Annotated in this window: 15 protein-coding genes and 2 pseudogenes; 8 read left to right on the forward strand and 9 right to left on the reverse strand. The window is 55.6% G+C overall.

Annotated elements, in window-relative coordinates:
• Window positions 1-79 precede the first annotated feature (79 nt).
• A complete protein-coding gene (rhlB, locus tag HA45_RS18005) occupies window positions 80-1,375 on the forward strand; it encodes an ATP-dependent RNA helicase RhlB (RefSeq protein WP_100701481.1) in 1,296 nt (431 codons plus the stop codon).
• A gap of 7 nt (window positions 1,376-1,382) precedes the next feature.
• Window positions 1,383-2,867 carry an exopolyphosphatase gene (ppx, locus tag HA45_RS18010; protein WP_100701482.1) on the forward strand — a complete coding sequence of 495 codons (1,485 nt, stop codon included), beginning with the start codon at window positions 1,383-1,385 and terminating at the stop codon, window positions 2,865-2,867.
• Between the two features lie 158 nt (window positions 2,868-3,025).
• On the opposite strand, the gene rep is transcribed toward ppx, so the two are convergent.
• Window positions 3,026-5,047, reverse strand: a complete 2,022-nt coding sequence (gene rep, locus HA45_RS18015; protein WP_100701483.1) for a DNA helicase Rep — start codon at window positions 5,045-5,047, stop codon at window positions 3,026-3,028.
• 127 nt (window positions 5,048-5,174) lie between these two features.
• On the opposite strand from rep, the gene ppiC reads away from it, so the two are divergent.
• Window positions 5,175-5,456 carry a peptidylprolyl isomerase PpiC gene (gene ppiC, locus HA45_RS18020; RefSeq protein ID WP_084933160.1) on the forward strand — a complete coding sequence of 94 codons (282 nt, stop codon included), beginning with the start codon at window positions 5,175-5,177 and terminating at the stop codon, window positions 5,454-5,456.
• Here ppiC and HA45_RS18025 read toward each other — a convergent pair whose 3' ends face one another.
• Entirely contained in the window at window positions 5,457-7,517 is a 2,061-nt protein-coding gene (locus HA45_RS18025) for an AsmA family protein (protein WP_100701484.1), read from the reverse strand. It abuts the gene before it with no gap.
• 63 nt (window positions 7,518-7,580) lie between these two features.
• Window positions 7,581-8,354, reverse strand: coding sequence for a cyclic-guanylate-specific phosphodiesterase (gene pdeH / locus HA45_RS18030; RefSeq protein ID WP_100701485.1), 774 nt, complete (start codon window positions 8,352-8,354; stop codon window positions 7,581-7,583).
• A gap of 284 nt (window positions 8,355-8,638) precedes the next feature.
• Here pdeH and kdgK point away from each other — a divergent pair, with 284 nt between their 5' ends.
• Complete coding sequence (gene kdgK, locus HA45_RS18035; protein WP_100701486.1) at window positions 8,639-9,568, forward strand: 2-dehydro-3-deoxygluconokinase; 930 nt, start codon at window positions 8,639-8,641, stop codon at window positions 9,566-9,568.
• A 436-nt stretch (window positions 9,569-10,004) separates the two neighbouring features.
• Window positions 10,005-10,873 (forward strand): annotated as a pseudogene (locus tag HA45_RS18040) (alpha/beta hydrolase).
• Between the two features lie 179 nt (window positions 10,874-11,052).
• Here the strand turns inward: HA45_RS18040 and HA45_RS18045 are convergent.
• From HA45_RS18045 to bcsE, 6 genes and pseudogenes are all read right to left on the reverse strand, one after another.
• Complete coding sequence (locus tag HA45_RS18045; RefSeq protein WP_100701488.1) at window positions 11,053-12,567, reverse strand: M16 family metallopeptidase; 1,515 nt, start codon at window positions 12,565-12,567, stop codon at window positions 11,053-11,055.
• A gap of 245 nt (window positions 12,568-12,812) precedes the next feature.
• A complete protein-coding gene (locus HA45_RS18055) occupies window positions 12,813-14,093 on the reverse strand; it encodes a dicarboxylate/amino acid:cation symporter (RefSeq protein WP_100701490.1) in 1,281 nt (426 codons plus the stop codon).
• 230 nt (window positions 14,094-14,323) lie between these two features.
• Window positions 14,324-16,336 carry a biofilm formation regulator HmsP gene (hmsP, locus tag HA45_RS18060; protein ID WP_205960943.1) on the reverse strand — a complete coding sequence of 671 codons (2,013 nt, stop codon included), beginning with the start codon at window positions 16,334-16,336 and terminating at the stop codon, window positions 14,324-14,326.
• Window positions 16,337-16,538: 202 nt separating this feature from the next.
• Complete coding sequence (bcsG, locus tag HA45_RS18065) at window positions 16,539-18,179, reverse strand: cellulose biosynthesis protein BcsG (RefSeq protein ID WP_100701492.1); 1,641 nt, start codon at window positions 18,177-18,179, stop codon at window positions 16,539-16,541.
• Window positions 18,179-18,367: a cellulose biosynthesis protein BcsF gene (bcsF, locus tag HA45_RS18070; protein ID WP_100701493.1), complete on the reverse strand. Its 189-nt coding sequence runs from the start codon at window positions 18,365-18,367 to the stop codon at window positions 18,179-18,181. Before bcsF ends, bcsG begins: the two co-directional genes overlap by 1 nt.
• A pseudogene (bcsE, locus tag HA45_RS18075) lies at window positions 18,367-19,912 on the reverse strand (cellulose biosynthesis protein BcsE). The gene bcsF and the pseudogene bcsE overlap by 1 nt, the downstream one beginning before the upstream one ends.
• 194 nt (window positions 19,913-20,106) lie before the next feature.
• Between bcsE and bcsR the strand changes: the two are divergent.
• Genes bcsR through bcsA form a run of 3 tightly spaced genes read left to right on the forward strand, consistent with a single transcriptional unit; the run spans window position 20,107 to window position 23,644 of the window.
• The gene (gene bcsR, locus HA45_RS18080) at window positions 20,107-20,301 is read left to right on the forward strand and encodes a cellulose biosynthesis protein BcsR (RefSeq protein WP_100701495.1); all 195 of its coding nucleotides are present in this window, start codon (window positions 20,107-20,109) and stop codon (window positions 20,299-20,301) included.
• Window positions 20,301-21,032, forward strand: coding sequence for a cellulose biosynthesis protein BcsQ (gene bcsQ, locus HA45_RS18085; protein ID WP_100701496.1), 732 nt, complete (start codon window positions 20,301-20,303; stop codon window positions 21,030-21,032). The genes bcsR and bcsQ overlap by 1 nt, the downstream gene beginning before the upstream one ends.
• Window positions 21,029-23,644, forward strand: coding sequence for a UDP-forming cellulose synthase catalytic subunit (gene bcsA, locus HA45_RS18090; RefSeq protein ID WP_100701497.1), 2,616 nt, complete (start codon window positions 21,029-21,031; stop codon window positions 23,642-23,644). The genes bcsQ and bcsA overlap by 4 nt, the downstream gene beginning before the upstream one ends.

Raw genomic sequence — 23,644 nt, forward strand, 5'->3', positions numbered from 1 at the left:
AAATATACCAACGTAGGTTGACTTTATTTCATCGGATACGCTTTCGTAAAGCGCTAGTAAGCTGATATTCTACCACACTATGAGCAAAACACACTTAACTGAACAGAAGTTTTCCGACTTCGCCCTGCACCCACAGGTGGTTGAAGCCCTTGATACTAAAGGCTTTTCTTACTGCACGCCTATCCAGGCGTTGGCACTGCCTTTTGCGCTTTCAGGGCGTGATGTAGCGGGTCAGGCGCAAACCGGTACCGGAAAAACGATGGCGTTCCTGACGTCAACGTTTCATCATCTTCTTTCTCATCCAGCCGCCGAAGGCCGCCAGATTAATCAGCCACGTGCGCTGATCATGGCCCCGACGCGTGAACTTGCTGTGCAGATTCATGCTGATGCAGAACCGCTGTCGAAATCGACAGGCCTGAAACTGGGTCTGGCATATGGCGGTGACGGCTACGACAAACAGCTGAAAGTGTTAGCTGACGGCGTCGATATTCTGGTGGGCACCACGGGTCGCCTGATCGATTACGCGAAACAAAATCACATCAACCTCGGCGCTATTCAGGTCGTGGTATTGGATGAAGCCGATCGCATGTTCGATCTTGGCTTTATTAAAGACATCCGCTGGCTGTTCCGCCGCATGCCGCCGGCCACCCAGCGTCTGAGTATGTTGTTCTCTGCGACCCTTTCTTACCGCGTACGTGAACTGGCGTTCGAACACATGAACAATGCCGAATACGTGGAAGTGGAACCCGAGCAGAAAACCGGCCACCGCATTAAAGAAGAACTGTTCTACCCTTCGAATGAAGAGAAGATGCGTCTGCTGCAAACCTTGCTGGAAGAAGAGTGGCCCGATCGCGCCATCATCTTCGCCAACACCAAGCATCGTTGTGAAGACGTCTGGGGCCATCTGGCCGCTGATGGTCACCGCGTAGGTCTGTTGACCGGCGATGTCGCGCAGAAAAAACGTCTGCGTATCCTTGATGACTTCACTAAAGGTGATGTCGATATCCTGGTCGCCACCGATGTCGCGGCACGTGGTCTGCACATTCCTGCCGTCACCCACGTGTTTAACTATGATCTTCCGGACGATCGTGAAGACTATGTACACCGTATTGGTCGTACCGGCCGCGCCGGCGCCAGTGGGCACTCCATCAGCCTGGCCTGTGAAGAGTACGCACTGAACCTGCCAGCCATCGAAGAGTATATCGGTCACGGTATTCCGGTGAGCAAGTACAGCAGCGAAGCATTACTGGGCGAACTGCCACCACCTAAACGCCTGCAGCGCAGTCGTTCAGGTAACGGCCCACGCCGTGGCGGAAACAACAGTAACCGTCGCAGCAGTGCACCGCGCAACAACAACCGTAAACGTCCGAGTTAAGCACACCATGCTAAGCGCATCGTCACTTTATGCTGCGATTGATTTAGGCTCTAACAGCTTTCATATGTTGGTGGTGCGCGAAGTGTCCGGCAGTATTCAGACCGTTGCGCGAATAAAGCGCAAAGTGCGTCTGGCTGCCGGTTTGGATAAAGCCAACCAGCTCTCGCCTGAGGCGATGCAGCGCGGTTGGCAATGTCTGAAACTCTTCTCTGAACAGCTGCAAGATATTCCCCCCGAGCAAATCCGTGTGGTGGCTACCGCCACGCTGCGTATTGCAGAAAACGCACAGGATTTTCTGGCTAAAGCTGTCGATATTCTTGGCTGCCCGGTGAACGTTATCAGCGGTGAGGAAGAGGCGCGCCTGATTTATCAAGGTGTTGCCCATACCACCGGCGGTTCCGATCAGCGATTAGTGGTGGATATTGGCGGTGGCAGCACTGAATTAGTGACCGGCGAAGGTTCACACGCAAACACGTTATTTAGTTTATCGATGGGCTGCGTCACCTGGCTGGAACGCTATTTTGGCGATCGTCATCTGGCGAAAGAGAATTTCGAGCAGGCTGAACAGGCGGCTCGTGAAATCATTCGTCCGGTGGCCGCTGCTTTGCGTGCAAAGGGCTGGCAGATTTGCGTTGGCGCCTCGGGCACCGTTCAGGCGTTGCAGGAAATTATGGTCGCACAGGGCATGGATGAACGCATCACCCTGAGCAAGCTGCAGCAGCTTAAACAGCGTGCGATTCAGTGCGGTAAGCTGGAAGAGCTGGAAATTGAAGGATTGACGTTAGAGCGCGCGCTGGTGTTTCCCAGCGGCCTGTCGATTCTGATCGCTATCTTCCATGAACTCAGCATCGACAGCATGACGCTGGCCGGTGGTGCGCTGCGTGAAGGTCTGGTGTATGGCATGTTGCATCTGCCGATCGATCGCGATATTCGCAGCCGCACGCTGCAAAACGTCCAGCGCCGATTTTCCATTGATGTGGAACAGGCCGGCCGCGTACGTCAGCTGGCGGAGAGTTTTTTCCGTCAGGTCAGCAGTAGCTGGAAGCTGGATAATCGATGTCGCGATTTGCTCCTGAGCGCCTGTTCCATCCATGAAATTGGCCTGAGCGTCGATTTTCGTCAGGCCCCGCAGCACGCCGCTTACCTGATTCGCCATCTCGACCTGCCTGGCTTTACCCCCGCACAGAAAAAAATGCTCGCCTGCCTGCTACAAAATCAGAGCGGCAGTATCGATCTGGGTTTACTGACGCAGCAGAATGCCGTGCCGCCCCGTACGGCCGAGCGTTTAAGTCGTTTATTACGTCTGGCGATTATCTTCTCCAGCCGTCGTCGCGATGACACGCTGCCTGCGGTACGTTTACAGGCGGATGATGATGCACTGCATCTGACATTGCCCGATGGCTGGCTCGAAGCGCATCCGCTGCGTGCCGAGTTGCTGGAACAAGAGAGTCATTATCAGTCGTATGTGCACTGGCTACTGACTATCTTTTGATCAAACCTGCTGCGCTTGCTGATGCTGCGTTGAAAAGCTCCCGTCAAATGCTCATTTACGGCATGTAAACTCCGCTTTGCCAGGAACTTTTCGCCTTGCCTCCGCTACGCTCGCAACGGTTCTCGCTAGAGGCCTGGCCTGAATGAACGGCAGGGGATTTACCCTTTCTTCGCATTCTCCAGCATCGCGCGTAACCCGGCGACGCGCGTCTGTCCGGTTTTCACTCGCTCTTCCGCGCTGATCACCTTTTTCTCGCGCTCCCACACCACATCGTCCTGCGGCAATTCCATCAGGAAACGGCTCGGCTCCGGTCGCATCAGTTCGCCATATTGACGACGTTCCCGGCACAGGGTAAAGGTCAGCTCTTTCTGGGCGCGGGTAATGCCCACATAGGCCAGACGACGTTCCTCTTCGATGTTGTTCTCATCAATGCTGCTTTGATGCGGTAATAATCCCTCTTCCATACCGACCAGATATACATACGGAAACTCCAGCCCTTTTGACGCATGTAGCGTCATCAGCTGCACCTGATCACTATCTTCATCGCTCTCACCGCGTTCCATCATGTCGCGCAGCGTGAAGCGCGTCACCACCTGCGCCAGCGTCATCGGCTCATTCAGCTCGTCGCCTTCCAGCATTTCCGTCATCCACTGGAACAAGGTGTTGACGTTTTTCATGCGCATTTCAGCGGCTTTTGGACTCGGTGAGGTTTCAAACAACCAGCTTTCGTAATCAACGCCGCGAATCAGATCGCGTACTGCATTCACCGGCTCGCGTTCCGTCAGTTGGATAATCTCATTCAGCCACTGAGTAAAACGCTGCAGATGCTCCAATCCACGCCCGCTCAGCGTCTGTTCCAGCCCCATATCAAAACTGGCATTGAACAGACTTTTACTGCGCAGGTTGGCCCATTCACCGAGCTTCTGCAGCGTTGCGGAACCAATCTCACGGCGCGGCGTGTTGACGATGCGCAGGAAGGCGCTGTCATCTTCCTGATTGGTCAGCACGCGCAAATAAGCCAGTAGGTCTTTGATCTCGGGGCGCGAGAAAAACGACGTGCCGCCAGAAATGCGATACGGAATACGATTCTGCATCAGCTGCTTTTCAAATACGCGCGACTGGTGATTGCCACGATAGAGAATCGCATAATCTTTGTAGGCGGTTTTATTCACGAAGTGATGGGCGATCAGCTCACCGGCGACCCGCTCGGCCTCATGATCTTCATTATTCGCACTCAGCACCTTCAGCTCACTGCCTTCGCCAAGTTCGGAGAACAGACGCTTCTCGAACACATGCGGATTATTGGCAATCAGGATGTTAGCCGACTTCAGAATGCGCTGGGTCGAACGATAGTTCTGCTCCAGTTTCACCACTTCCAGTGCCGGGAAGTCTTCTTTAAGCAACACGAGGTTCTGCGGCCGCGCGCCACGCCAGGAATAGATCGACTGATCGTCATCACCGACGACGGTGAACCGCGCCCGCGCGCCCACCAGCAGTTTCACCAGCTCATACTGGCTGGTGTTAGTGTCCTGATACTCATCCACCAGCAGGTAACGAATACGCTGCTGCCAGCGTTCACGCACTTCCTGATTGCGCTGCAGCAGCAAGGTAGGTAATGCGATCAGATCGTCGAAATCCAGCACGTTGCAGGATTTCAGATGCTGGTCATACAGCTGATAGCAGTGGGCAAAAATCTGGTCGCGCTGCGATTGGGCCAGTCCGACCGCCGTCTGCGGGTCGACCAGATCATTCTTCCAGTTGGAGATGGTGGAAATAAGCTGCTGCAGTAAGGTTTTATCCTCCTCCAGCCACTGTTGGGTCAGGTCTTTTAGTAGCGCCAGCTGATCCTGATCGTCGAACAGTGAGAAGCTGGCCTTCATCCCCAGCGCTTTATATTCACGTTTGATGATCTCGAGGCCCAGCGTGTGGAAGGTCGAGATCATCAGGCCGCGCGCCTCTTTGCGCCCCAGCGTTTGCGCCACGCGCTCTTTCATCTCGCGCGAGGCCTTATTGGTAAAGGTCACGGCGGCGATATGGCGCGCCTGATAGCCGCACTCACGGATCAGATGGGCGATTTTGTTGGTGATGACGCGGGTTTTACCCGAGCCCGCACCGGCCAGCACCAGGCAAGGACCGGTGACAAATTCGACAGCACGTTGTTGGCCGGAGTTTAAACGCATAACGGAAGATCACTCAGAGCTAAAAGTAGGGGCAACCCAAAGGCGCCTGATGAGCGCACCATGGCGCGCCCCTTCGAAGAATTAAGGTATATAATGCAGGCCGCATTATACACAACGAGACAAGATCATGGCGAAAACCGCGGCGGCTTTACACATCCTCGTCAAGGATGAAGCGCAGGCCAAATCCCTGCTGGCTCAGCTGGAAAAAGGCGCGAACTTCCAGCAGTTAGCAAAGAAACATTCGACTTGCCCATCGGGCCGCAACGGCGGCGATCTGGGGGAGTTCCGTAAAGGTCAGATGGTGCCCGCCTTTGATAAGGCGGCATTCTCCTGCCCGCTGTTGCAACCTTACGGACCGGTGAAAACCGCCTTTGGTTATCACATCATCAAAGTCCTGTGGCGTAACTGATCACTTTTTACTCTTCATCTGCTGCAACACGTTGCTGCACTGATTGGCATCGGTATCGCTCGGTGAAATCAGTGCCAACAGCGCGGCGGCCGGTGCCACCACCGCGCCCAGCGCCACCGCAGCGGCACCACGCGCGATCAGCGGTCCGGCTTTCACTCCCGCATCCGGATTTTTGAAGGTGCCACGCACATACAGCGGCGATCGCAGTGTAATGATGCGAATGCCTTTGCTGTCTGGATTAATGGATAAATCCAGCCTTTCGTTGGCAAAGTTAACGTTGCCCGCCACGTTGATCACCGCGTTTTCCGTATCCAGCACAAACACTTTCGGCGTGGCCACGCCCTGGCGGATGTTGAGATCGGTGGCGGCACAGTTGATGCGCACCTCATCGTCGCCAAACAGTTTACCGACCACATAATTGCCGACGTTAAGGCCGGCAATCTCCATCAGGCTACGGCTGATCAAGCCATCATTCATCAGCAGCTTCAGCTCACCGTTACTGGTCCCTAAAATATCTGCCACCGAGTTGCCGGTGCCGCTCAGGCTGGCATCGCCGTTTAGCTGACCGAGGCTGCGCTGCATTGCGGTGACATCCGGGAACAGCTGGCGGAGTTGCAGTTTGCGTGCATGCAAATCAGCACGCGCGCGCATCGGGCTTTTATCCCCTTCCAGATGAATAGTCGAGTTGATGCTGCCGCCGGCCATACCGAATCGCAGCGGATCGAGCAGCAAATCGCCGTTCTTCAGCTGCAGATGGGTGTAGAGATCGCTGAGCGGCAGCTTGCTGCTGTGTTCAATGCGCTTACCGCTGAACTTCACATCCGCATCCATCGCATCCCAGCTTTTGGTCTCAAACTTGTCATGCGGCAGCACGCGATCCGCTGGTTGAGTCGATGCGTCACCGCGCTGGGCTTTGGCCTGTTGGGTTTTCTCACTGCCTTTACCCGAATTCACGCCAATCAGCGGGCCCAAATCCGCCATGCGCAGCTGGTTCGAGGATAATTCCCCGGTCAGAGTCGGACGCGGTTTTACCTGGCGATACGTCAGCGAACCATGAATATCGCTATCGCCAATGTGACCATTGAAGTTTTCGTAGCGGAACAGCGGGCCTTTCTCTTCATTAAAGCGCGCAATCAGATGGCCGTCGGTTTCATACGGCGGCGTATCCGGCAGCAGCACGCCGGTTAAACCGTACAGGTTTGCCAACGTATCGCCAGCAAAGCGCAGGCGCACATCCAGCCCACCCAGGTTCAACGGGTCTTGCAACGTTCCGTCCACGCGCACGCGTGTGGTGCCATTGCGCACATCGACCTGCAGCGGGAACGGCGTGGTTTTGCTGCGCAATGAGAGCATGCCGCCAATTTTGCCGTCGCCCTCAAGTTTCTGGTCGTTATAAGTTCCGTCCGCCTGCCAGCCAAAGACAAAATCGCCCGCGCCCTTCTGCTGATCGTTGCCGCCCGCCAACTGCGCGTACGGCACCGGTTTACCCAGTGGATTAATGGTCACGGTGACATCGGCTTTATTGATGGCATCGCGATAGCGCACCTGGCCTTTGTCGAACAGGATGTTATCAAGGCGGAAGGACCAGGCAGAGGGGGCCGCGTTGGGATCGCTGCTGCCACTGCTGGCTAAGTTGAAGGTCCAGTTATTCTTTTTATCAGCAGTCTGTACCAGACGCGCGTCCGGCAACTGCATTTTAATCCACGGCAGATAAACCTGTTTGTGCAGCAACGCCAGCGGCGCGATGGTGGCTTCTACGCGCTGCAGATGCACCATGGTGACATCAGGAATGTTGGGGGGATTACCCAGCATGACATCATCCGCATGCACCTGTGGCCATGGCACCCAACTGCGCCAGCCAGGCTCTTCGCGGTTACGCACCCAGGCGACGCCCAAATCGCCACGGATGGCGAAAGGCCGATTCAACTCTGTGGAGACTTTTTGGTTGATGGTTGGCTTCAGGCGATTCCAGTCGAAGGTGGCGATAATCACCACGACCACCACAACCAGCAACAATAAAATCCCGAAAACCCAACTCAGGACTTTTCCCGTACGTGACATTCTACTTCCTCCTTGCCCCTTAAACGTCTCAATTAACTGTAGTCGAGACGTTGCGGAACGGGATCAGGGAAGCTCTAATGCCATGGTTTCCAGCTTGCTGAAGGGGACAGGACGCGAGAAGAAATAGCCTTGTGCGGCCATGGCGGGTGAATTACGCACCTGCTGCCACTCTTCTTCGGTCTCCACACCTTCCACGATGACGCCGTTGCAATAACGGTTGATCAGCGCCAGCAGCATGGAGAACAGTGAGCGACCTTCATCGGTGGAACGCAGTAGCATGAACAGTTCGCGCGACAGCTTGATGTAGTCATAACGCAGTTCCGTCAACGCGGAGAAATTCGCCATGCCTGAGCCAAAGTCATCGAGCCACAGCGGGCCCAATTCAGGCATCTTCGCCACCATCTCTTCCTGCGGCAGCGCATGGTGCTCAGTCAGTTCAAAGCGTACCCAAGGCAATTGCGTGATCAACTGGCGGATATCATCATGCTGCTCGATCGCCAGCAGCGTGGGTCCATCAATATTCACTGATGCAACCAACTTACGCTGGCAGAAAAAGTGTGACCACTGTAATAACAGCTCAAGCTGTTCCTCGACGACATCAAGTCGCTGCGCGATAGTCAGCGCTTCAAAATAGGCTTCGGGTGACAACCTTTTTTCTGGTGCGGATGGATGGGTCACCGCAGTCAGTAATTCAATAGCCAGTAAGCGGCCGGAGACCTGGTAAATCGGCTGGAAAGTATAGAGTCGTTGGCACTGCTGCCAGAAGAAACGCGTTTCCTGTTGTTGCTCCAGTTCAATTGAAATAGGCAGCCGATGACTCAAATTGTTCATCACCATGGTTTTTTCCTGGTAGGTGGTGGGTGCCTGCAATTAGCTTCTCAGCGGCAAGTATCGGCCATCGACGCGATAACTTTATTGGTCTCAGCAGCCACACGAGCAGTTGAGTGTATCAGCAGGTTTCAGTCTTAATCGGCAAAACAAACGGCGCTTTGGCCGCTAAATCGCCGTGGACGGGGCGATTCACCACCTTAAGTTAAATTAAAACGTCGTTTTAAAAACCATTGACAGCTGCCATACCAGACGCGAGACTCGTGGGCAGAATTCACTACAGGCCGAAGACCATGACGCAGAAGAACATCGCCATCATTGGCGAATGCATGATTGAGCTGTCCGAAAAAGGTGAGAATATCAAACGCGGTTTTGGCGGTGATACGCTAAACACGGCGGTTTATCTGGCGCGTCAGTCAGATAGCCAGCAGCTGCGGGTGGATTACGTCACCGCACTGGGCACCGACAGTTTCAGTGACCAGATGATCGCTGCCTGGCAGCAGGAGCAGGTAAACACCCAGCTGATTCAGCGCCTCGACAATAAAATGCCGGGCCTGTACTTCATCGAAACCGACGATCACGGCGAGCGCACATTCTGGTATTGGCGCAACGATGCCGCCGCGCGCTTCTGGCTGGATGGCGCGGAATCTGAGGCGATCTGTAAACAGCTAGCCCATTACGATTATCTTTATCTCAGCGGCATTAGCCTGGCGATTCTGCCGGCCGCCAGTCGCGAGAAGCTGATGGCCCTGCTCAGCGCCTGCCGTCAAAACGGTGGAAAGGTCATTTTCGACAACAACTATCGACCGCGTCTGTGGGCTGATCAAGCCAGCGCGCAGCAAGCTTACGCAGAGATGCTGCGTCATACCGATATGGCCTTCCTGACGCTGGATGATGAACATCTGCTATGGGGCGAACAGCCGCTGGAGGCAGTGATTGCGCGCACGCGTGAAGCGGGCGTGCAGGAGATCGCCATCAAACGCGGTGCCGATGCCTGTTTGGTAGCAATTGGCGATGAACCACTGCGTGAAGTGCCCGCCATCAAGCTGGCTAAAGAGAAGGTGATCGATACCACGGCTGCGGGCGACTCGTTTAGCGCGGGTTATCTGGCAGTCCGTCTGGCCGGAGGGAGTGCGGAAGACGCCGCCGCCTGCGGTCACCTGACTGCCAGCACCGTGATCCAGCATCGTGGGGCGATCATCCCATTAAGCGCCATGCCGTAATAGCCTTAATCACTGCACTGCCCAGCGGCGCTCTTTCAGGCACAGAGCCTGGCGCCGCTGGATCTCCGCTGGCGCGATGAATTGCGCCACTCGATCACTTTGCCGTGTTGATTTGATAATCCCGACTTACACAATGAACAGGATAATTTGCCTTAAATCCCGACATTGCACTGCTAATTTTGACTAACCTCGCCAGCCATCCATCTTTAACACTTATCCGCCCACGCCAGTTTAGAAATCTTTACCATATCAATTTAAATTCAATGTATTACGGAAAGAATTCGGGCCGCCAGGCATAGTCCGAAACTGCAAAAATGGCGGGTTTTCGGCTGGACGCCAGCACGAAAACAGACCATGTTTTAATCAATAACAGCAGGACGCTGTTCATCCGGCCGCGAACAAAATAATGACAACACGACTCGCTCAGGACTGATTTATGCACACAGAAATCATTAATATCTGGCCGCACGGTGACGCGCCAGGCGCGAGTGATTCGCGCGCTCAACCGCAAATTGTCGATCTCGCCAAAGAGTATGAACCCTATGACCGCGCCGCCACCGGCGTGCGCTGTCCGGAAATGGCGATCTGGCACCCTGAAACCTCCAACGGCATCACGTTACTGGTGGCACCCGGCGGCGGCTATCAGCGTGTACTGATTGATCGTGAAGGCAGCGCACTCGCTACTTTCTTCACATCGATGGGCTACACGCTGGCGGTAATGACTTATCGCCTGCCTTACGATGGTCATCATGAAGGTCCCGATGCGCCGCTGGCCGATGCACAGCGTGCCGTCCGCGTGCTGCGTGAACGCGCGCAGCGTGCCTTAACGGCAAATACATTGTGATGATGGGCTTTTCAGCGGGTGGACACGTGGCGGCCAGTCTGGGCACGCGCTTTGCTGAGAAAGTGTATCCGGTGCAGGATCAGGCCGATAGCTTCTCGCCACGTCCGGATGCCATGGTGCTGCTCTATCCGGTGATCAGCATGCGGGACGGCCTGGCGCACGAAAGCTCACGCACGCGTCTGCTAGGTGCATGGCCGGATCAAAAGTTGATTGAGGCTTACTCATTGGAAACGCGCGTGCATGCGCAGACACCGCCCACGCTGCTGATTCACGCGTCCGATGATGAAGCCGTCTCGGTGAACAACAGCATGGTGTTTTTCAGCGCCCTGCGCGAACACAAGGTGCCGGTGGAGATTCACTTCTATCAGAAAGGCGGTCATGGATTTGGCATTCGCGGCGTGGCCGATCTGCCCCTCGCCAGTTGGCCGATGCTGGTCACCGAATGGCTGCGCGCCAAATGATCCTCTTCATACTTTGAACCGCAGCAGCGTTGGCTGCGTGGATGCGCCCCAGTCACTTACTCATGTAAGCTCCTGGGGACTTATCCACTTGCCGCCTTGCTGCGATTCAAATTATTTCGAGGATTTCAGGTATCTAATCAGGCTTCAGACGCCAGGAATTTGACGTAATGCATCTGGCATCATGACGAGGGTTGAGCCGGGTCAGTGGCGCTCGCGCTGCCGTTACTTTCCGGTTTGACCTCATCCGGCGCCGCCGGTGCAGCAGGCGCGTCCGGGACTTTCATCACTTTATCCCAACCTTCCTGCAGCATCTTGATGTTGGTTTCGGCTTCACCCTGCGGCTGAATCAGCACCATGGTCAGTTCCTGGGTCAGTTGCTGACGCAGTTCCTGATTCAGCTGCTCGCGCGTTAGCTCGCCAAGAAACGTTTGGCGCAGCTTTTGATACTGCTCCGGCGCGATATCGACTACCGCATTCTGCTGCGAGCGCAAACGCTGCCCCATCAAAATATCGGTGTCAGTGCGCGCATAAGTGGCGAACAACTTGTTCAGTTCCAACAGCTTCTGCGCCATCAGCGCATCGAACTCATCCTGCGGCAGCCCTTTATCACGCACCGCCGCCAGCTCTTTCGCCACCTGATTCATGTTCTGTGGCAACGAAGCGTTGGGACTGTCCATGTTGATGGAACATTGCGCACGCTGATACAGCACGCGGCAGTCAAAACCGACCTGCACGTTCTGCGCTTTGCTGTCCGCCAGCGCACGCTGCACATGCCAGAACAGCGCTTCACGCGCCAGATCGCTCTGCCAGTAATGTTGCAGATTCTGCGAGTCACGAATCGGTTGCCACGGCGTATCCCACACCAGCGACAGGCGATCCTGATTCATCCCGCCGTTAACCAGATTGACGGGCTGATGCGGCAGAGGCGACAGCGTCGGCAGTGCCGCCGGCGCTACGCGTTTGCCCTTCAGCGGGGAGAAGGTTTTATTGATTTGCTCCGCCATGCTGCGGCTATCAACGTTACCCACCACGTATAAGGTCATGCCATCCGGCGTGTACCACTGCTGATAGAAGCTGTTGAGCTGAGCAATATCCACCGGCGCGCGCGGCTGCTCGCCTGGATCGTGTGCCAGCATCGCAGAACCTTTCAGGCGATAGCGCCACCAGACATCCTGGGTATTCTGCGGCCAGGTGGCGATCGGATCGGTCGCGGTCAGCGCGGTCGAAACCACCTGCTCATTAATGGTCATTTTCCCTGCGGTTGCCGCCAGCCAGCTCAGCGCTTCTTTCAGCAAATCTGGGCGGTTATTGGGCAAACTCAGGTTGTATTGGGTGTAATCGTACGACGAAATCGCCGGTGGCAGTGGTCGCTGCGGATCCATAGCTTGCTGCCACAGCGCACGCTGCTGATTAGTGTCCAGCGCGGCGTTATGCACCATCGCCAGACGGGGAATTAAGTGGCTAAAGCCGGTTTGCTGCGCACTCTCCACCAGCGAACCGGTGTTAACGATGAGACGCAACTCAATGCGATCGCTTGGACGCTGTGGCGTGGTCAGAAGCTGCCAGTTAAAACCATTGTCCAGTTTGCCTTCCTGCCACGCGGGATCGGGCTGGAGTGTTTCGGCATGTGCGCCGAAGCCGGATGCCGCAAGGATCAATCCGCCAACCAAAAGCCGAATTCTGGTGCCCTGCATGTGAACCCCTACATAAACAGATCAACGCTCGTTATCGCGACATGTGCGGCCACATCTTTGGTGGCCGACGCGGCAAGTTGCCGCCACGTTTATTGAAGAACAGACTCTTTGACCACAGGAAGGTCAGGATGTCGCGCAACGAGGTAAAAAATCGGGAAAAAAATCAATGGGGTTTATTATGCAAATGCCCGCTGTCAGGGCAAGCGACAGCGGGCATTTCTTGGGAATTTAACGCAAATAGACGATCAGACGCTGGTTTGTGAGGCGTTATTGACCTTTTTCGCTGAAGAAAGTGTCGCTTTCATCTGCTTTTCATCCAGTTGGCCCACCCACTTCGCCACCACCACCGTCGCCACGCCGTTACCGACCAGGTTGGTCAATGCACGCGCTTCGGACATAAAGCGGTCGATACCCAGAATCAGCGCCAGACCCGCTACCGGCAAATGCCCCACCGCTGACAACGTCGCCGCCAGCACGATAAAGCCACTGCCGGTGACACCCGCTGCCCCTTTTGAAGAGAGCAACAACACCACGAGCAGTGTGATCTGATGGAAGATATCCATATGCGCATTGGTGGCCTGCGCAATAAACACCGCCGCCATCGTCAGATAAATCGAAGTGCCATCCAGGTTGAACGAGTAGCCGGTTGGAATCACCAAACCCACCACCGATTTCTTACAACCCAGCTTCTCCATCTTATCCAGCATGCGTGGCAGTGCCGATTCAGATGAAGAAGTCCCCAGCACAATCAGCAGCTCTTCTTTGATGTAGGCGACGAATTTGAAGATGCTGAAGCCTGCCCAACGTGCAATCAAGCCCAGCACCACCACCACAAACAGCACACAGGTGATGTAGAAACAGATAATCAGCTGACCCAGTTGCACCAGTGAACCGACACCGTATTTACCGATGGTGAAGGCCATGGCACCGAAAGCACCGATTGGCGCCAGACGCATAATCATGTTGATCACGCCGAAGATCACTTTCGAGAAGCTCTCAATGACGTTAAACATCACCGTACCGGCGTTGCCTAAACGATGCAGTGCAAAGCCAAACAGGATGGCGAACAGCAGCACCTGTAAGATGTTGCCACTGGCAAACGCCCCGATCACGCTACTTGGAATAATATCGAGCAAGAAGGCGATAACGCCCTGGTCCTGCGCCTGCTGGGCGTAAACCGCCACGGCTTTGGCATCCAGCGTGGCAGGATCAATGTTCATGCCCGCACCCGGCTGCACCACGTTGACCACCACCAGACCGATAATCAGTGCGATGGTACTGACAATCTCAAAATAGAGCAGCGCAACAGCGCCGGTCCGTCCAACGGCTTTCATGCTCTCCATGCCGGCAATACCGGTCACCACCGTACAGAAAATAACGGGAGCGATGATCATCTTGATCAGCTTAACGAAACCATCGCCAAGCGGCTTCATTTGCGCGCCTAACTCAGGGTAGAAGTGGCCCATCAGGACGCCGATGCCGATGGCAACCAGCACCTGAAAGTAGAGGCTTTTGAACAGTTTCATAACAGGTGTCCAGGTATAGACGGAATTCACCGCCATTATTATGGAGAACGCATGCGGCAAGCCGCCTGGAAGCGTAAAACCTTACCGATTGCGCGAAAATAACACTCCGTTAACAGGATTAATATACCCTTACATTCCTTACAAAAGTTACAAAACTCTAACTATGAACTGAAACGCTTCAGCAAAGCACTTCAATTCAATTTCGTGAGTAAAATCAATAAACAAGGTGATTATTCAGGATGTGACGAGCTGTCAAGCCAGCGTTGATTGAAGGTGTGCAGAGGCAGCGCTTCAGAATATAAGTACCCTTGTCCTATGGTAATTCCGCGCGCCAGCAGCCAGTCGCGCTGCTCATCCGTCTCCACGCCTTCCGCGATAACATCGAGATCGATGATGTCGGCAATCGCCGCCACGATGCGCACCATGGTGTCGTCATCGGGCAGCGCGGCGACAAAGCTGCGATCCATTTTCAGCTTGTTCACCGGCAGCGCTTTGAACTGGTGCAGATAGTTGAGGTTGGAGTAACCCATGCCAAAATCGTCGAGGGCCACTGCCACGCCGGTTTGCTGCAGCGAGCGCAGCAGCTGAATGGCTTGCTCTGCGTCACCTATCTGCGCCGTCTCGGTAATCTCCAGCACGAAGTTGCCGGGCGCAATGCGATGGCGCTCCAGCAGACCCTGCAAATGGCTCACCATGCTGGCATCGCGCAATTGCACCGCCGAGATATTGACGCTCAGCGGGATATTGATCCCCTGCTTCTGCCAGAAGGCGAGAATACGGCAGGACTCCTCGAACACCCAACGTCCAATCGCCGAGATCACGCCAATCTCTTCGGCGCTGGCAATAAACTCTTCTGACAACCCATAGCTGCCATCTGGCATGCGCATGCGCAATAGCGCTTCCGCGCCCGCTAACTCGCCGGTGGCCATGTTAATTTGCGGCTGCAGGTAAAGCGCGAACTGGCCATCCTGTAGCCCCTGCAAGATATCGTGTTCCTGCGTCAGACGTTTTTGCGCCCGCTCGGTCAGAGCCGGATCAAAAAACAGAATCTGGTTTTTACCCTGATGGCGCGCCGACATCATCGCTGAAGTGGCCCGGTCGAGTTGCTCACTGGCACCGATGGCACTGTCATCATGCAGTGCCAGCCCGATACTGGCGTTAGGCCGCAGCTGTAATTGATGCAGGTTGACTGGCTGATTGATACGAATCATCAGGTTACGCGCCAGCCGCATCGCGCGGAACGGGTTATGTGCGCGCTTCATCAACAGCGCGAAATCACTTGGCCCGGTTTGCGCCAGCAAGGTGTGATCGTCAACGGTGCTACGAATCTTCTCCACCAGCGTCAGCATCAGCGTATCGCGCTGCTCATCACTCAATACGCCGTTGGCTTCCTGCAACGTTTCAATACGGATCACCATCAATCCCCACGACTGGCGACTATGACGATGGCTGGCGTGCTGATCCAGCAGCGCCAAAAACAGCGCGCGATTGGGCAGGTCAGTCACGGCAAAGTGGGTGGTCATGCGGCTCATTTCATCATGAATCGACTCAAGCACCTGCTGATTGCGGTTGTAGCTGCGAATCAGCATACCGATTTCGTCGTCGCGATGGTTATGCGGCAAATCGAGCTTGTGGGTGAGAATGGCCTGCGGCGGCAGCTCCTGCAGATCGCGCGATAAATTGCGCAGCGGATGGACGATAAGTCGGTTAATGCACCAGCTGATCGACACCGAGAGGATCAGCGCCAACAGCAAATAGGTGGTGATCATGGTTGAGAGCGTGCTCAACAGGAACTGATACACGCGCGAGGAATCGGCCTGCAGCACCAGATAGGCTATCGGCTTAGGCAACCCGGAGCGCTCGACAGAATAGAGCGGCAGCGTAATTTGCACCGGCAGTTCAAACAGCCGCGCAACCAGGCGTGGCACCGGCTTCTCGGGGGCGAAATCTGCGTGCAGCGCCTGGAAGGCGTTGGGCAGCACCACATCGGCGCGAGACAAAATGCCCGCAGGTTTCAGGGTATTCAGGATGTGTTCAGCCTGAGGAATATCACCCTTCAGCACCGCTTCAGACAATGGCTGACGCACGGTATGCGCGATATTTTCCATCTGCTGGGCGTAGTCAATTCTGCGCTGCTGCACAAAGTGGAATAACTGGATGACGATAAAGATGCTGATGGTCACCATCGCCACCGCGGATACCGTGGCCATCTGTTTTATCGTTAACGATCGACTGACGCGCAACAAAACCTCTCCCGGCAGCTAAACCGTGTCTTTAGGATGAAATGCGCAGCGAGTATATCGCAGGTCAGTGTTTTTTGCGCCGGGATAAAGTCGAAAAAGGGCCGAGAAGGCGAGATAACCCGGTGATTAGGAATAGCACACCCCATCAGGACAATGTGAAGGGCGAAACGGCCGGCATTAAGCCGACCGTTTTCATGCATAGCTACTGCGGATAAGGCACCCAATCGCCGCCATTGAGGCGAATCCATGGTTTGCCCTGATACATCATTACCACCGCGTTATCGTTTTCCGACACCACCGGGGTTTGCGGCAGGCTGTCGGTCAGCACCGACATATTGACGTTAGGCGCGTTGAACACCTGGCCATCCACCACGCGAGAAACGATCTCGGAAATCGCCAGCAGGCTGGTTGGCGTATCGACGGTCAGCGGCTGTCCCTGATGTGGGGCTTTCATGCCGACAAACTTAATGCCGACCGGCACGTGGGTAATGCTCGGGCTGGGAATATCTCGCAGACCGGACATCTGCATTTTATCACCCTGCAGCGCCGCCCCGTGCTCTGGCACCACCAGCACCATCACGCGGCGTCCCGATTTCTCCAGATTGGTCAGGAAGGTATCGAGCTGGTCAAACAGCACTTTGGCGCGCGGCTGCCAGTCAGCCGTGCGCGTGCTGCCCAGTTCACGCGTACCATCGTGCAGCGGGATCAGGTTATAGAACGTCGCGCTGCGCGCATCGCTGCTTTTGCTGCGGTCGTCAAGCCAGCGCTGCATCAGCTGGCCATCATTAAACACCGGCGAGCCGTCGAACGACGTCAGTTCTGGCGCAATGCCCGCCTGAGACATCAGCGGCGCCTGCAAATTGCCCTCTTCACGCAGTTCCTTGAGATAGTTACCGAATACGCCGGTGTGGTCCATCATCAGTTGCTGCTTAAAGCCGAGCTTCGCCAGGTTATCAAACAGATAGCAGCGCTGGTCGGTGGCTTTGTACAGATTGGTGTGCGAGGTCTGACCGCAGCTGGCGCGCAGCAGACGAATTCCCGCCGGACCACTGTATCCGGTGGCGGAATTGTAGTTATTCAGCAAGATATCGAAGTGCTTCCACAACGGATGATCGCGCAATTGCGCCACATCCAGATCGGACCATGACAGCGAACAAATATTGATCACTAAGATATCAAACGGCTGCGAATCCGCCGGCAGCGCGTCCGGGAAATGGGTGACACGCTGACGCTCACTGTCGTAGAAGCGATTGAGCCACGATGTCAGATTCGCGCTGGTGGGTGGCGCAGACTGGTCGAGGCCACCGGGCGCTTTGGTCGCAGTCGGCTTGTCATTGAGTGACACTTCCGGTGTCGCCGCTTTGGTCGGCAACAGATTCATTGAAGGACCGGCAATGGTCAGCACGTTGAGCCAGATCAGCATCAGCGAGACCAGCACGGTGACACGAATCCACTGCGCCACAAACAGGTAGATCACCAGCAGCACAAAGCCGGCCCCAATCATCTCCCAGTTGATAAAGCGTTCCAGCAGATCAAGCAGATAAGCAGAGGAGAATCCCGCCAGCTGACTGCCCTGGCTCATGATCGATTCCATCCCCGGCAACCAGGTGTCATGCCAAAACAGCGCGAAACCTATTGGCACAGAAACCCAGTGACGCACGCGATGCAGACGGCGTGACGGCAGCGGGAACAGCAGCCAGGCCAAAAACACCAGATTGCTCAGCGCATGGAAATTAAGGTAGCCGTACCACAACAGACCAAATTTGATCAGGAAGTAGAAATTCCAGCCGCCGAGGCCGCGCCACCACGAACCGTGCAGCGTCGAAGGTTTGTTATCACTCATTACGGTTTGGTATCCGTTTTATTAGGTTTGCGTTGCCACTGCCCTTCCGACTTCAATGCACGTGCGGGCAGCAAACGCATCAGCCAACTGGCGCTGCTGCGCGGTAACCCGCGCACGAATAGCGATTTAAGGAACAGCAAAATTAACAGCAGCAGGATTGCCACCTGCACCCAATCCATCAGTGCCATCAGCGGCGATCTCCATCCAGATCGAGAATAATGGGCTGCGGCGTTTGTGCACCACGCGTGTGGGATGCGGCGGCAGGGTTGTCCTGCGGCGCATCCATCGTCGGCATCGGAGCTTCACGCTGCGCCACGGGCGTCAGTTGGCGAATTTTATGCACTTCCGAAAGAATCTGGTTGTCCTCGAACCACACCACGCGATTGCTAAATAACTCATCGTGCGGCAGCGAGAAAATCGACTTCAAAGCGATATCCAAATCGTTAAAGCGACAGGACGACAGGAACAGATAGATGCGGTCGTTAATCAACGTCACCAGATCGCCAAAACGGCGCGGTTTACACAGCGTCAGAATTTGTTCAGGTTTCAATTGCGGCACCGGGCGCAACGCCACCATCAGCCCTTTATCATTTTCGGGTAGCAGCGTATTGCTCATCAACTGCTGCACGGCCGCGCAGAAGTTTTCCAGCGGCAGATAGCCTTTCTGCTGTAACGGCTGCAAGGCTTGCATCAACGCCGCGAGGTTGGCCGGCACGTGACGGGTAAACTGCTGCCCCTGAATGCCTTCCAGCGTGGTAAGGAAGCGAGATAACGTGGCCGCAGTAGGCACGATGGCATTGACGCCGCAGGCCAGCAGCAGGCGTTCATCGCTATACCTAAGACTGGTACTGATTTCACGCACCACAATCTTCAGGCATTACCGCGCGAACGCCGCAACTGTGGACCATCTTTGCTAGCGTATTGATGTCCTGGTTATGAGCCAAATTAAAGATGACGGTGGCGGCATTAGCCTGCTGGGCGCGGGAAAACACCCCTTCATTATCGCTAAACAGTTGCCACTGGCTGGATAACGGCGGCGCGCCTTCGAGCACACCTTGCTGGGCGAGAAACTGATTTTCATCATTCAGGCTCAGCGGAATAGTTTGTTCCACTTCATTAGCCGCGCTGAATTGATTCTCATTGCAGCTAAGTCGAATCGCGCGGTCGGCCAGTAATTTGTCTGCGGCGTACCACCAATTAATTCGATATTGCCAGCTATCCTGTTGAAACTCTAAATGAGCGACACCATCAAGTTGGCGAAAATAACGTTGCAGATGATTACGCAAGTGAATAATTGACGCACCTGAGGTAATCATTAACAGCGTGATTTGTTTTTTGATTAACATCCGCCGCATGCGTTTCACCCAAAGCGTCAACTCATCTTCGGATAATTTACTCCACAGCGCGGCATTGCTGTAAAACAGCACTAAGCCACTGCGGCTATTCAGCACGCGTGCAAAATCACTCTCGAGTTGCTGCAAGCTGGCTTTGCTGGCCGGCAGCGAAAATAACGGGATACGCGCCGGCCCCGACAGCGGATCGGGCGTGAGCAGTGATTGGGGCTTTTCATCTGAACTGACCAGTGTGGCCGCCTGCTGATGGCTCACCACCTGACGCAGCAGTATTCGCGCATCTTCCTGACGCTGACTGGTGATCCAGTAAAACCCTGGATTTTGCAGGGTAATTAATTCCTGCTGAACCTGTTGTAGGCCAAGCGCATAGCGATTTTTCATATTTGTTTCGCGATCAGAACAATCCAGGCTAGTTTAATATAGACGGCGACGTTTGGAACTGATGAAATAAATAAAACCTGCTCTATCTCAAATCATATCGATTTTTGCATAGTATCCGCTATTCTCCGGGTTTAGACTTTACAAAAAATAGAACCACAATTCATCCGTTGCTGTTTTTTTACTGGCAAAAAGAAATGAAAACAGAGAATGCCTTTTCACTGATCGCTTCCACCAGAGAAGATCAGGATGACATTAATGCACTGAGCGAAGCCTTTTCCCTGAAGGCATTTCGCTACATTGATATTGCCCGCGAAGAGCGGCTGAATAGCCTGCTGAACCGCTGGCCGCTGCTGCGAGAATTAACCGCGGCGCAGGAGTCTGAACGCTAATGCCGGTTATTGCCTTACAAGGTTTGCGTGGCGGTTGTGGCGCAACATCACTCAGTGCAGCACTCGGCTGGGCGCTCAATGCTTTGCAGCAATCAGTGCTGATTATCGATTTTTCTGCGACAAATCAACTGGCTGCCCACTTCAACTTGCCACTCACTGATACGCAAGGTTGGGCGCCGGCACTGCTCGATCAGCAACCGTGGCAACAGTGTGCACAGCGGTATCAAGCAGGGCTCGATTTCCTGCCGTTCGGCGTGCTCAGCCTTCAGCAAACGTTGAGTGTGCAGGCAGCCGACGAACATTTCGCCGCGCCCTTGCTGAACGCCTTGCCGGCCCTGAAATCGTACTATGATTGGGTGATCCTTGACCTTCCCGCGGATCTGCTGCCGTGGCTGCGATCTTTTGCTCTGGCCGCCGATCGCCTGCTGCAGGTGCTGTCGCTGGATGCCAACTGTCAGCTGCGTTTACACCATCCGCGCTTTTTGCCCCACACGCTGTTTTTGATCAACCAGTTCAATGCCAACAGCCAGCTGCAGCAGGATCTGCATCAGCTATGGCTGCGCACGCTGAAAAATCTGATTCCGCAGGTGGTTCATCGTGATGAGGCACTGGCGGAAGCGTTAATGATGAAGCAACCGGTCGGCGAGTATCGCCCTCATGCGCTGGCCAGTGAAGAGATCAACACGCTGGCAAACTGGCTGTTGTTGCATGTGGCAGGAGAGACAGCGTGAATCCGTTGTGCTGGCTGCTGGTGCCGCAGGCCTGGCAGGCGTTGCAAAGTCGTGCCCGCGTGGCTCGCCAGCATGGCGCTGGCCGCTTAACGGTAATGCTGCATCTGCTGTGGTGCGTACTGGCCTGGTCGCTACTGCGGCTGGAAACCCCCGGCTGGCAACGGCTGCTGCTGCAGCGCCAGCGCTACTACCCCCAAATTTCGCCGCTGCGCCCACGCCCGTTAGACGTGCTGCGTTACGCCATGCAAAGCCTGTGGCTGATGCTGGTGCTGCCGCTCGACAACAGCGCGCGCAGCGAGCGTAAACGCTTTAACGCCTTTGGCCCGCTGTTTCGCTGGCGCCAGCAGCTTTATCACTGGCTAGACCGTATACCCGCGCGTCTGGCGAAGACCGGTCTTCATCAGCGTAGCGAACAGCTGCTGCAAAAGCTGCCCGCGCGCATGCGCCAGTTGCTGTTTATCGCCGCCGCCATTATTGCCAGCCTGCTGGCGCTGCTGTGTATTTCTCAGCCGTTTGGCATCACCACGCAGTTTGTCTTCGTGCTGCTGCTGTGGGGCCTGGCAATGATGGTGCGCCGCGTGCCGGGCCGCCTCTCCACCATCATGCTGATTGTGCTGTCGCTGACCATTTCCTGCCGCTACTTGTGGTGGCGCTACACCGAGACGCTGAACTGGGACGATCCGCTCAGTCTGACGTTTGGCCTGCTGCTGATTGGCGCTGAAACCTATTCGTGGACGGTATTGGTGCTGGGTTATTTCCAGACGCTGTGGCCACTCAATCGCCAACCGGTGTCCATGCCGCCGGAGATCACCTCCTGGCCGAGCGTCGATATTCTGGTACCGACCTACAATGAGCCGCTGAGCGTGGTGAAACCGACCATTTATGCCGCGATGGGCATCGACTGGCCGCAGGACAAGCTCAACATCTATCTTCTTGATGACGGTACCCGCGAGGAGTTTCGCGAGTTCGCCGCCAGCGTGGGCGTCAATTACGTGGTGCGTCCTACCCACGAGCACGCCAAAGCGGGCAACATCAACCATGCATTGAAAGTGGCCTGCCGCAGCGATTACGTGGCGATTTTTGACTGCGACCACGTACCGACGCGCTCCTTCCTGCAGCTGACTATGGGTTGGTTCCTGAAAGATCACCGTTTGGCGATGCTACAAACCCCGCACCACTTCTTCTCGCCCGATCCGTTCGAGCGTAACCTCGGCCGCTTCCGTCAGACGCCGAATGAGGGCTCGCTGTTCTACGGCCTGGTGCAGGACGGTAACGATACCTGGGATGCAGCGTTCTTCTGCGGCTCCTGTGCGGTACTGCGCCGCACCGCGCTGGATCAGATTGGCGGCATTGCGGTGGAAACCGTGACCGAAGATGCGCACACCTCGCTGCGCCTGCATCGTCAGGGTTACACCTCGGCGTATATTCGTATTCCGCAGGCGGCGGGCCTCGCCACCGAGAGTTTGTCGGCGCACATTGGCCAGCGCATACGCTGGGCGCGCGGCATGGTGCAGATTTTCCGCCTTGATAACCCGTTGATGGGCAAAGGCTTAAAACTGGTGCAGCGCCTGTGTTATGCCAACGCCATGCTGCACTTCCTCGCCGGGATTCCGCGCCTGATCTTCCTGCTGGCGCCGCTGGCGTTTCTGCTGTGCCACGCCTACATCATCTACGCACCGGCGCTGGCGATTGCCATCTACGTGCTGCCACACATGGTGCACACCAGCCTGACCAACTCGCGTATTCAGGGCCGCTGGCGTCACTCATTCTGGAGTGAAGTGTATGAAACGGTGCTGGCGTGGTATATCGCGCGTCCCACCACCGTCGCACTGTTCAATCCGCATAAGGGCAAGTTCAACGTGACGGCCAAAGGTGGCCTGGTCGAAGAGCGTCATCTCGACTGGGTGATTACCAAGCCGTATATGATGCTGGTGTTGCTCAACATTGCCGGCATCGGCATGGCGTTCTGGCGTATGGCGTATGGCCCGGCCAACGAGATGCTCACCATTTGGGTCAGTCTGGTGTGGGTGCTTTACAACATGATTATTCTCGGCGGTGCCGTGGCGGTTTCGGTGGAGGCGCGCCAGATTCGTGAAGCGCATCGCGTTGAGATCGCCATGCCGGCCGCCATCGCGCGTGAAGATGGCCATATGGTGCCGTGCACGCTACGCGACTATTCAGATGGCGGCGTGGGCGTTGAGCTGCGCGAAGCCGATGCATTAAAAGAGGATGAGCCAGTGTGGCTGCTGCTGCGCCGTGGCCAGCAGGAGTTCAGCTTCCCGTGCCAGGTGCAACGCGTGTTTGGCCGTCGCGCCGGTATCCGCCTGCATCAGCTCACTACCCAACAGCATATTGAATTTATCCAGTGCACCTTCGCCCGCGCCGATACCTGGGCGCTGTGGCAGGACGGCTTCCCGGAAGATAAACCGGTGCAAAGCCTGGCCGATATTATGGTGTTAGGTTTCAAAGGTTACCTGCGTCTGGCGGAGTATGGCCCTGCCCCGCTGCGCCGTATTTTCCGGGCACTGACTTCCCTGCTGAGCTGGCTGGCCACACTGCTGCCACAGGGTATTGGCCGCGCACCTGCGGCAATCAAAACCGATTTTTCATAA

Origin of the sequence: Pantoea rodasii (assembly GCF_002095465.1) — a bacterium.
GTDB lineage: Bacteria > Pseudomonadota > Gammaproteobacteria > Enterobacterales > Enterobacteriaceae > Pantoea > Pantoea rodasii.

Coding starts and splice junctions, on each gene's coding strand:
- rhlB (WP_100701481.1), top strand. CDS start 80: ATGAGCAAAACACACTTAACTGAACAGAAGTTTTCCGACTTCGCCCTG.
- ppx (WP_100701482.1), top strand. CDS start 1,383: ATGCTAAGCGCATCGTCACTTTATGCTGCGATTGATTTAGGCTCTAAC.
- rep (WP_100701483.1), bottom strand. CDS start 5,047: ATGCGTTTAAACTCCGGCCAACAACGTGCTGTCGAATTTGTCACCGGT.
- ppiC (WP_084933160.1), top strand. CDS start 5,175: ATGGCGAAAACCGCGGCGGCTTTACACATCCTCGTCAAGGATGAAGCG.
- HA45_RS18025 (WP_100701484.1), bottom strand. CDS start 7,517: ATGTCACGTACGGGAAAAGTCCTGAGTTGGGTTTTCGGGATTTTATTG.
- pdeH (WP_100701485.1), bottom strand. CDS start 8,354: ATGGTGATGAACAATTTGAGTCATCGGCTGCCTATTTCAATTGAACTG.
- kdgK (WP_100701486.1), top strand. CDS start 8,639: ATGACGCAGAAGAACATCGCCATCATTGGCGAATGCATGATTGAGCTG.
- HA45_RS18045 (WP_100701488.1), bottom strand. CDS start 12,567: ATGCAGGGCACCAGAATTCGGCTTTTGGTTGGCGGATTGATCCTTGCG.
- HA45_RS18055 (WP_100701490.1), bottom strand. CDS start 14,093: ATGAAACTGTTCAAAAGCCTCTACTTTCAGGTGCTGGTTGCCATCGGC.
- bcsG (WP_100701492.1), bottom strand. CDS start 18,179: ATGAGTGATAACAAACCTTCGACGCTGCACGGTTCGTGGTGGCGCGGC.
- bcsF (WP_100701493.1), bottom strand. CDS start 18,367: ATGGCACTGATGGATTGGGTGCAGGTGGCAATCCTGCTGCTGTTAATT.
- bcsR (WP_100701495.1), top strand. CDS start 20,107: ATGAAAACAGAGAATGCCTTTTCACTGATCGCTTCCACCAGAGAAGAT.
- bcsQ (WP_100701496.1), top strand. CDS start 20,301: ATGCCGGTTATTGCCTTACAAGGTTTGCGTGGCGGTTGTGGCGCAACA.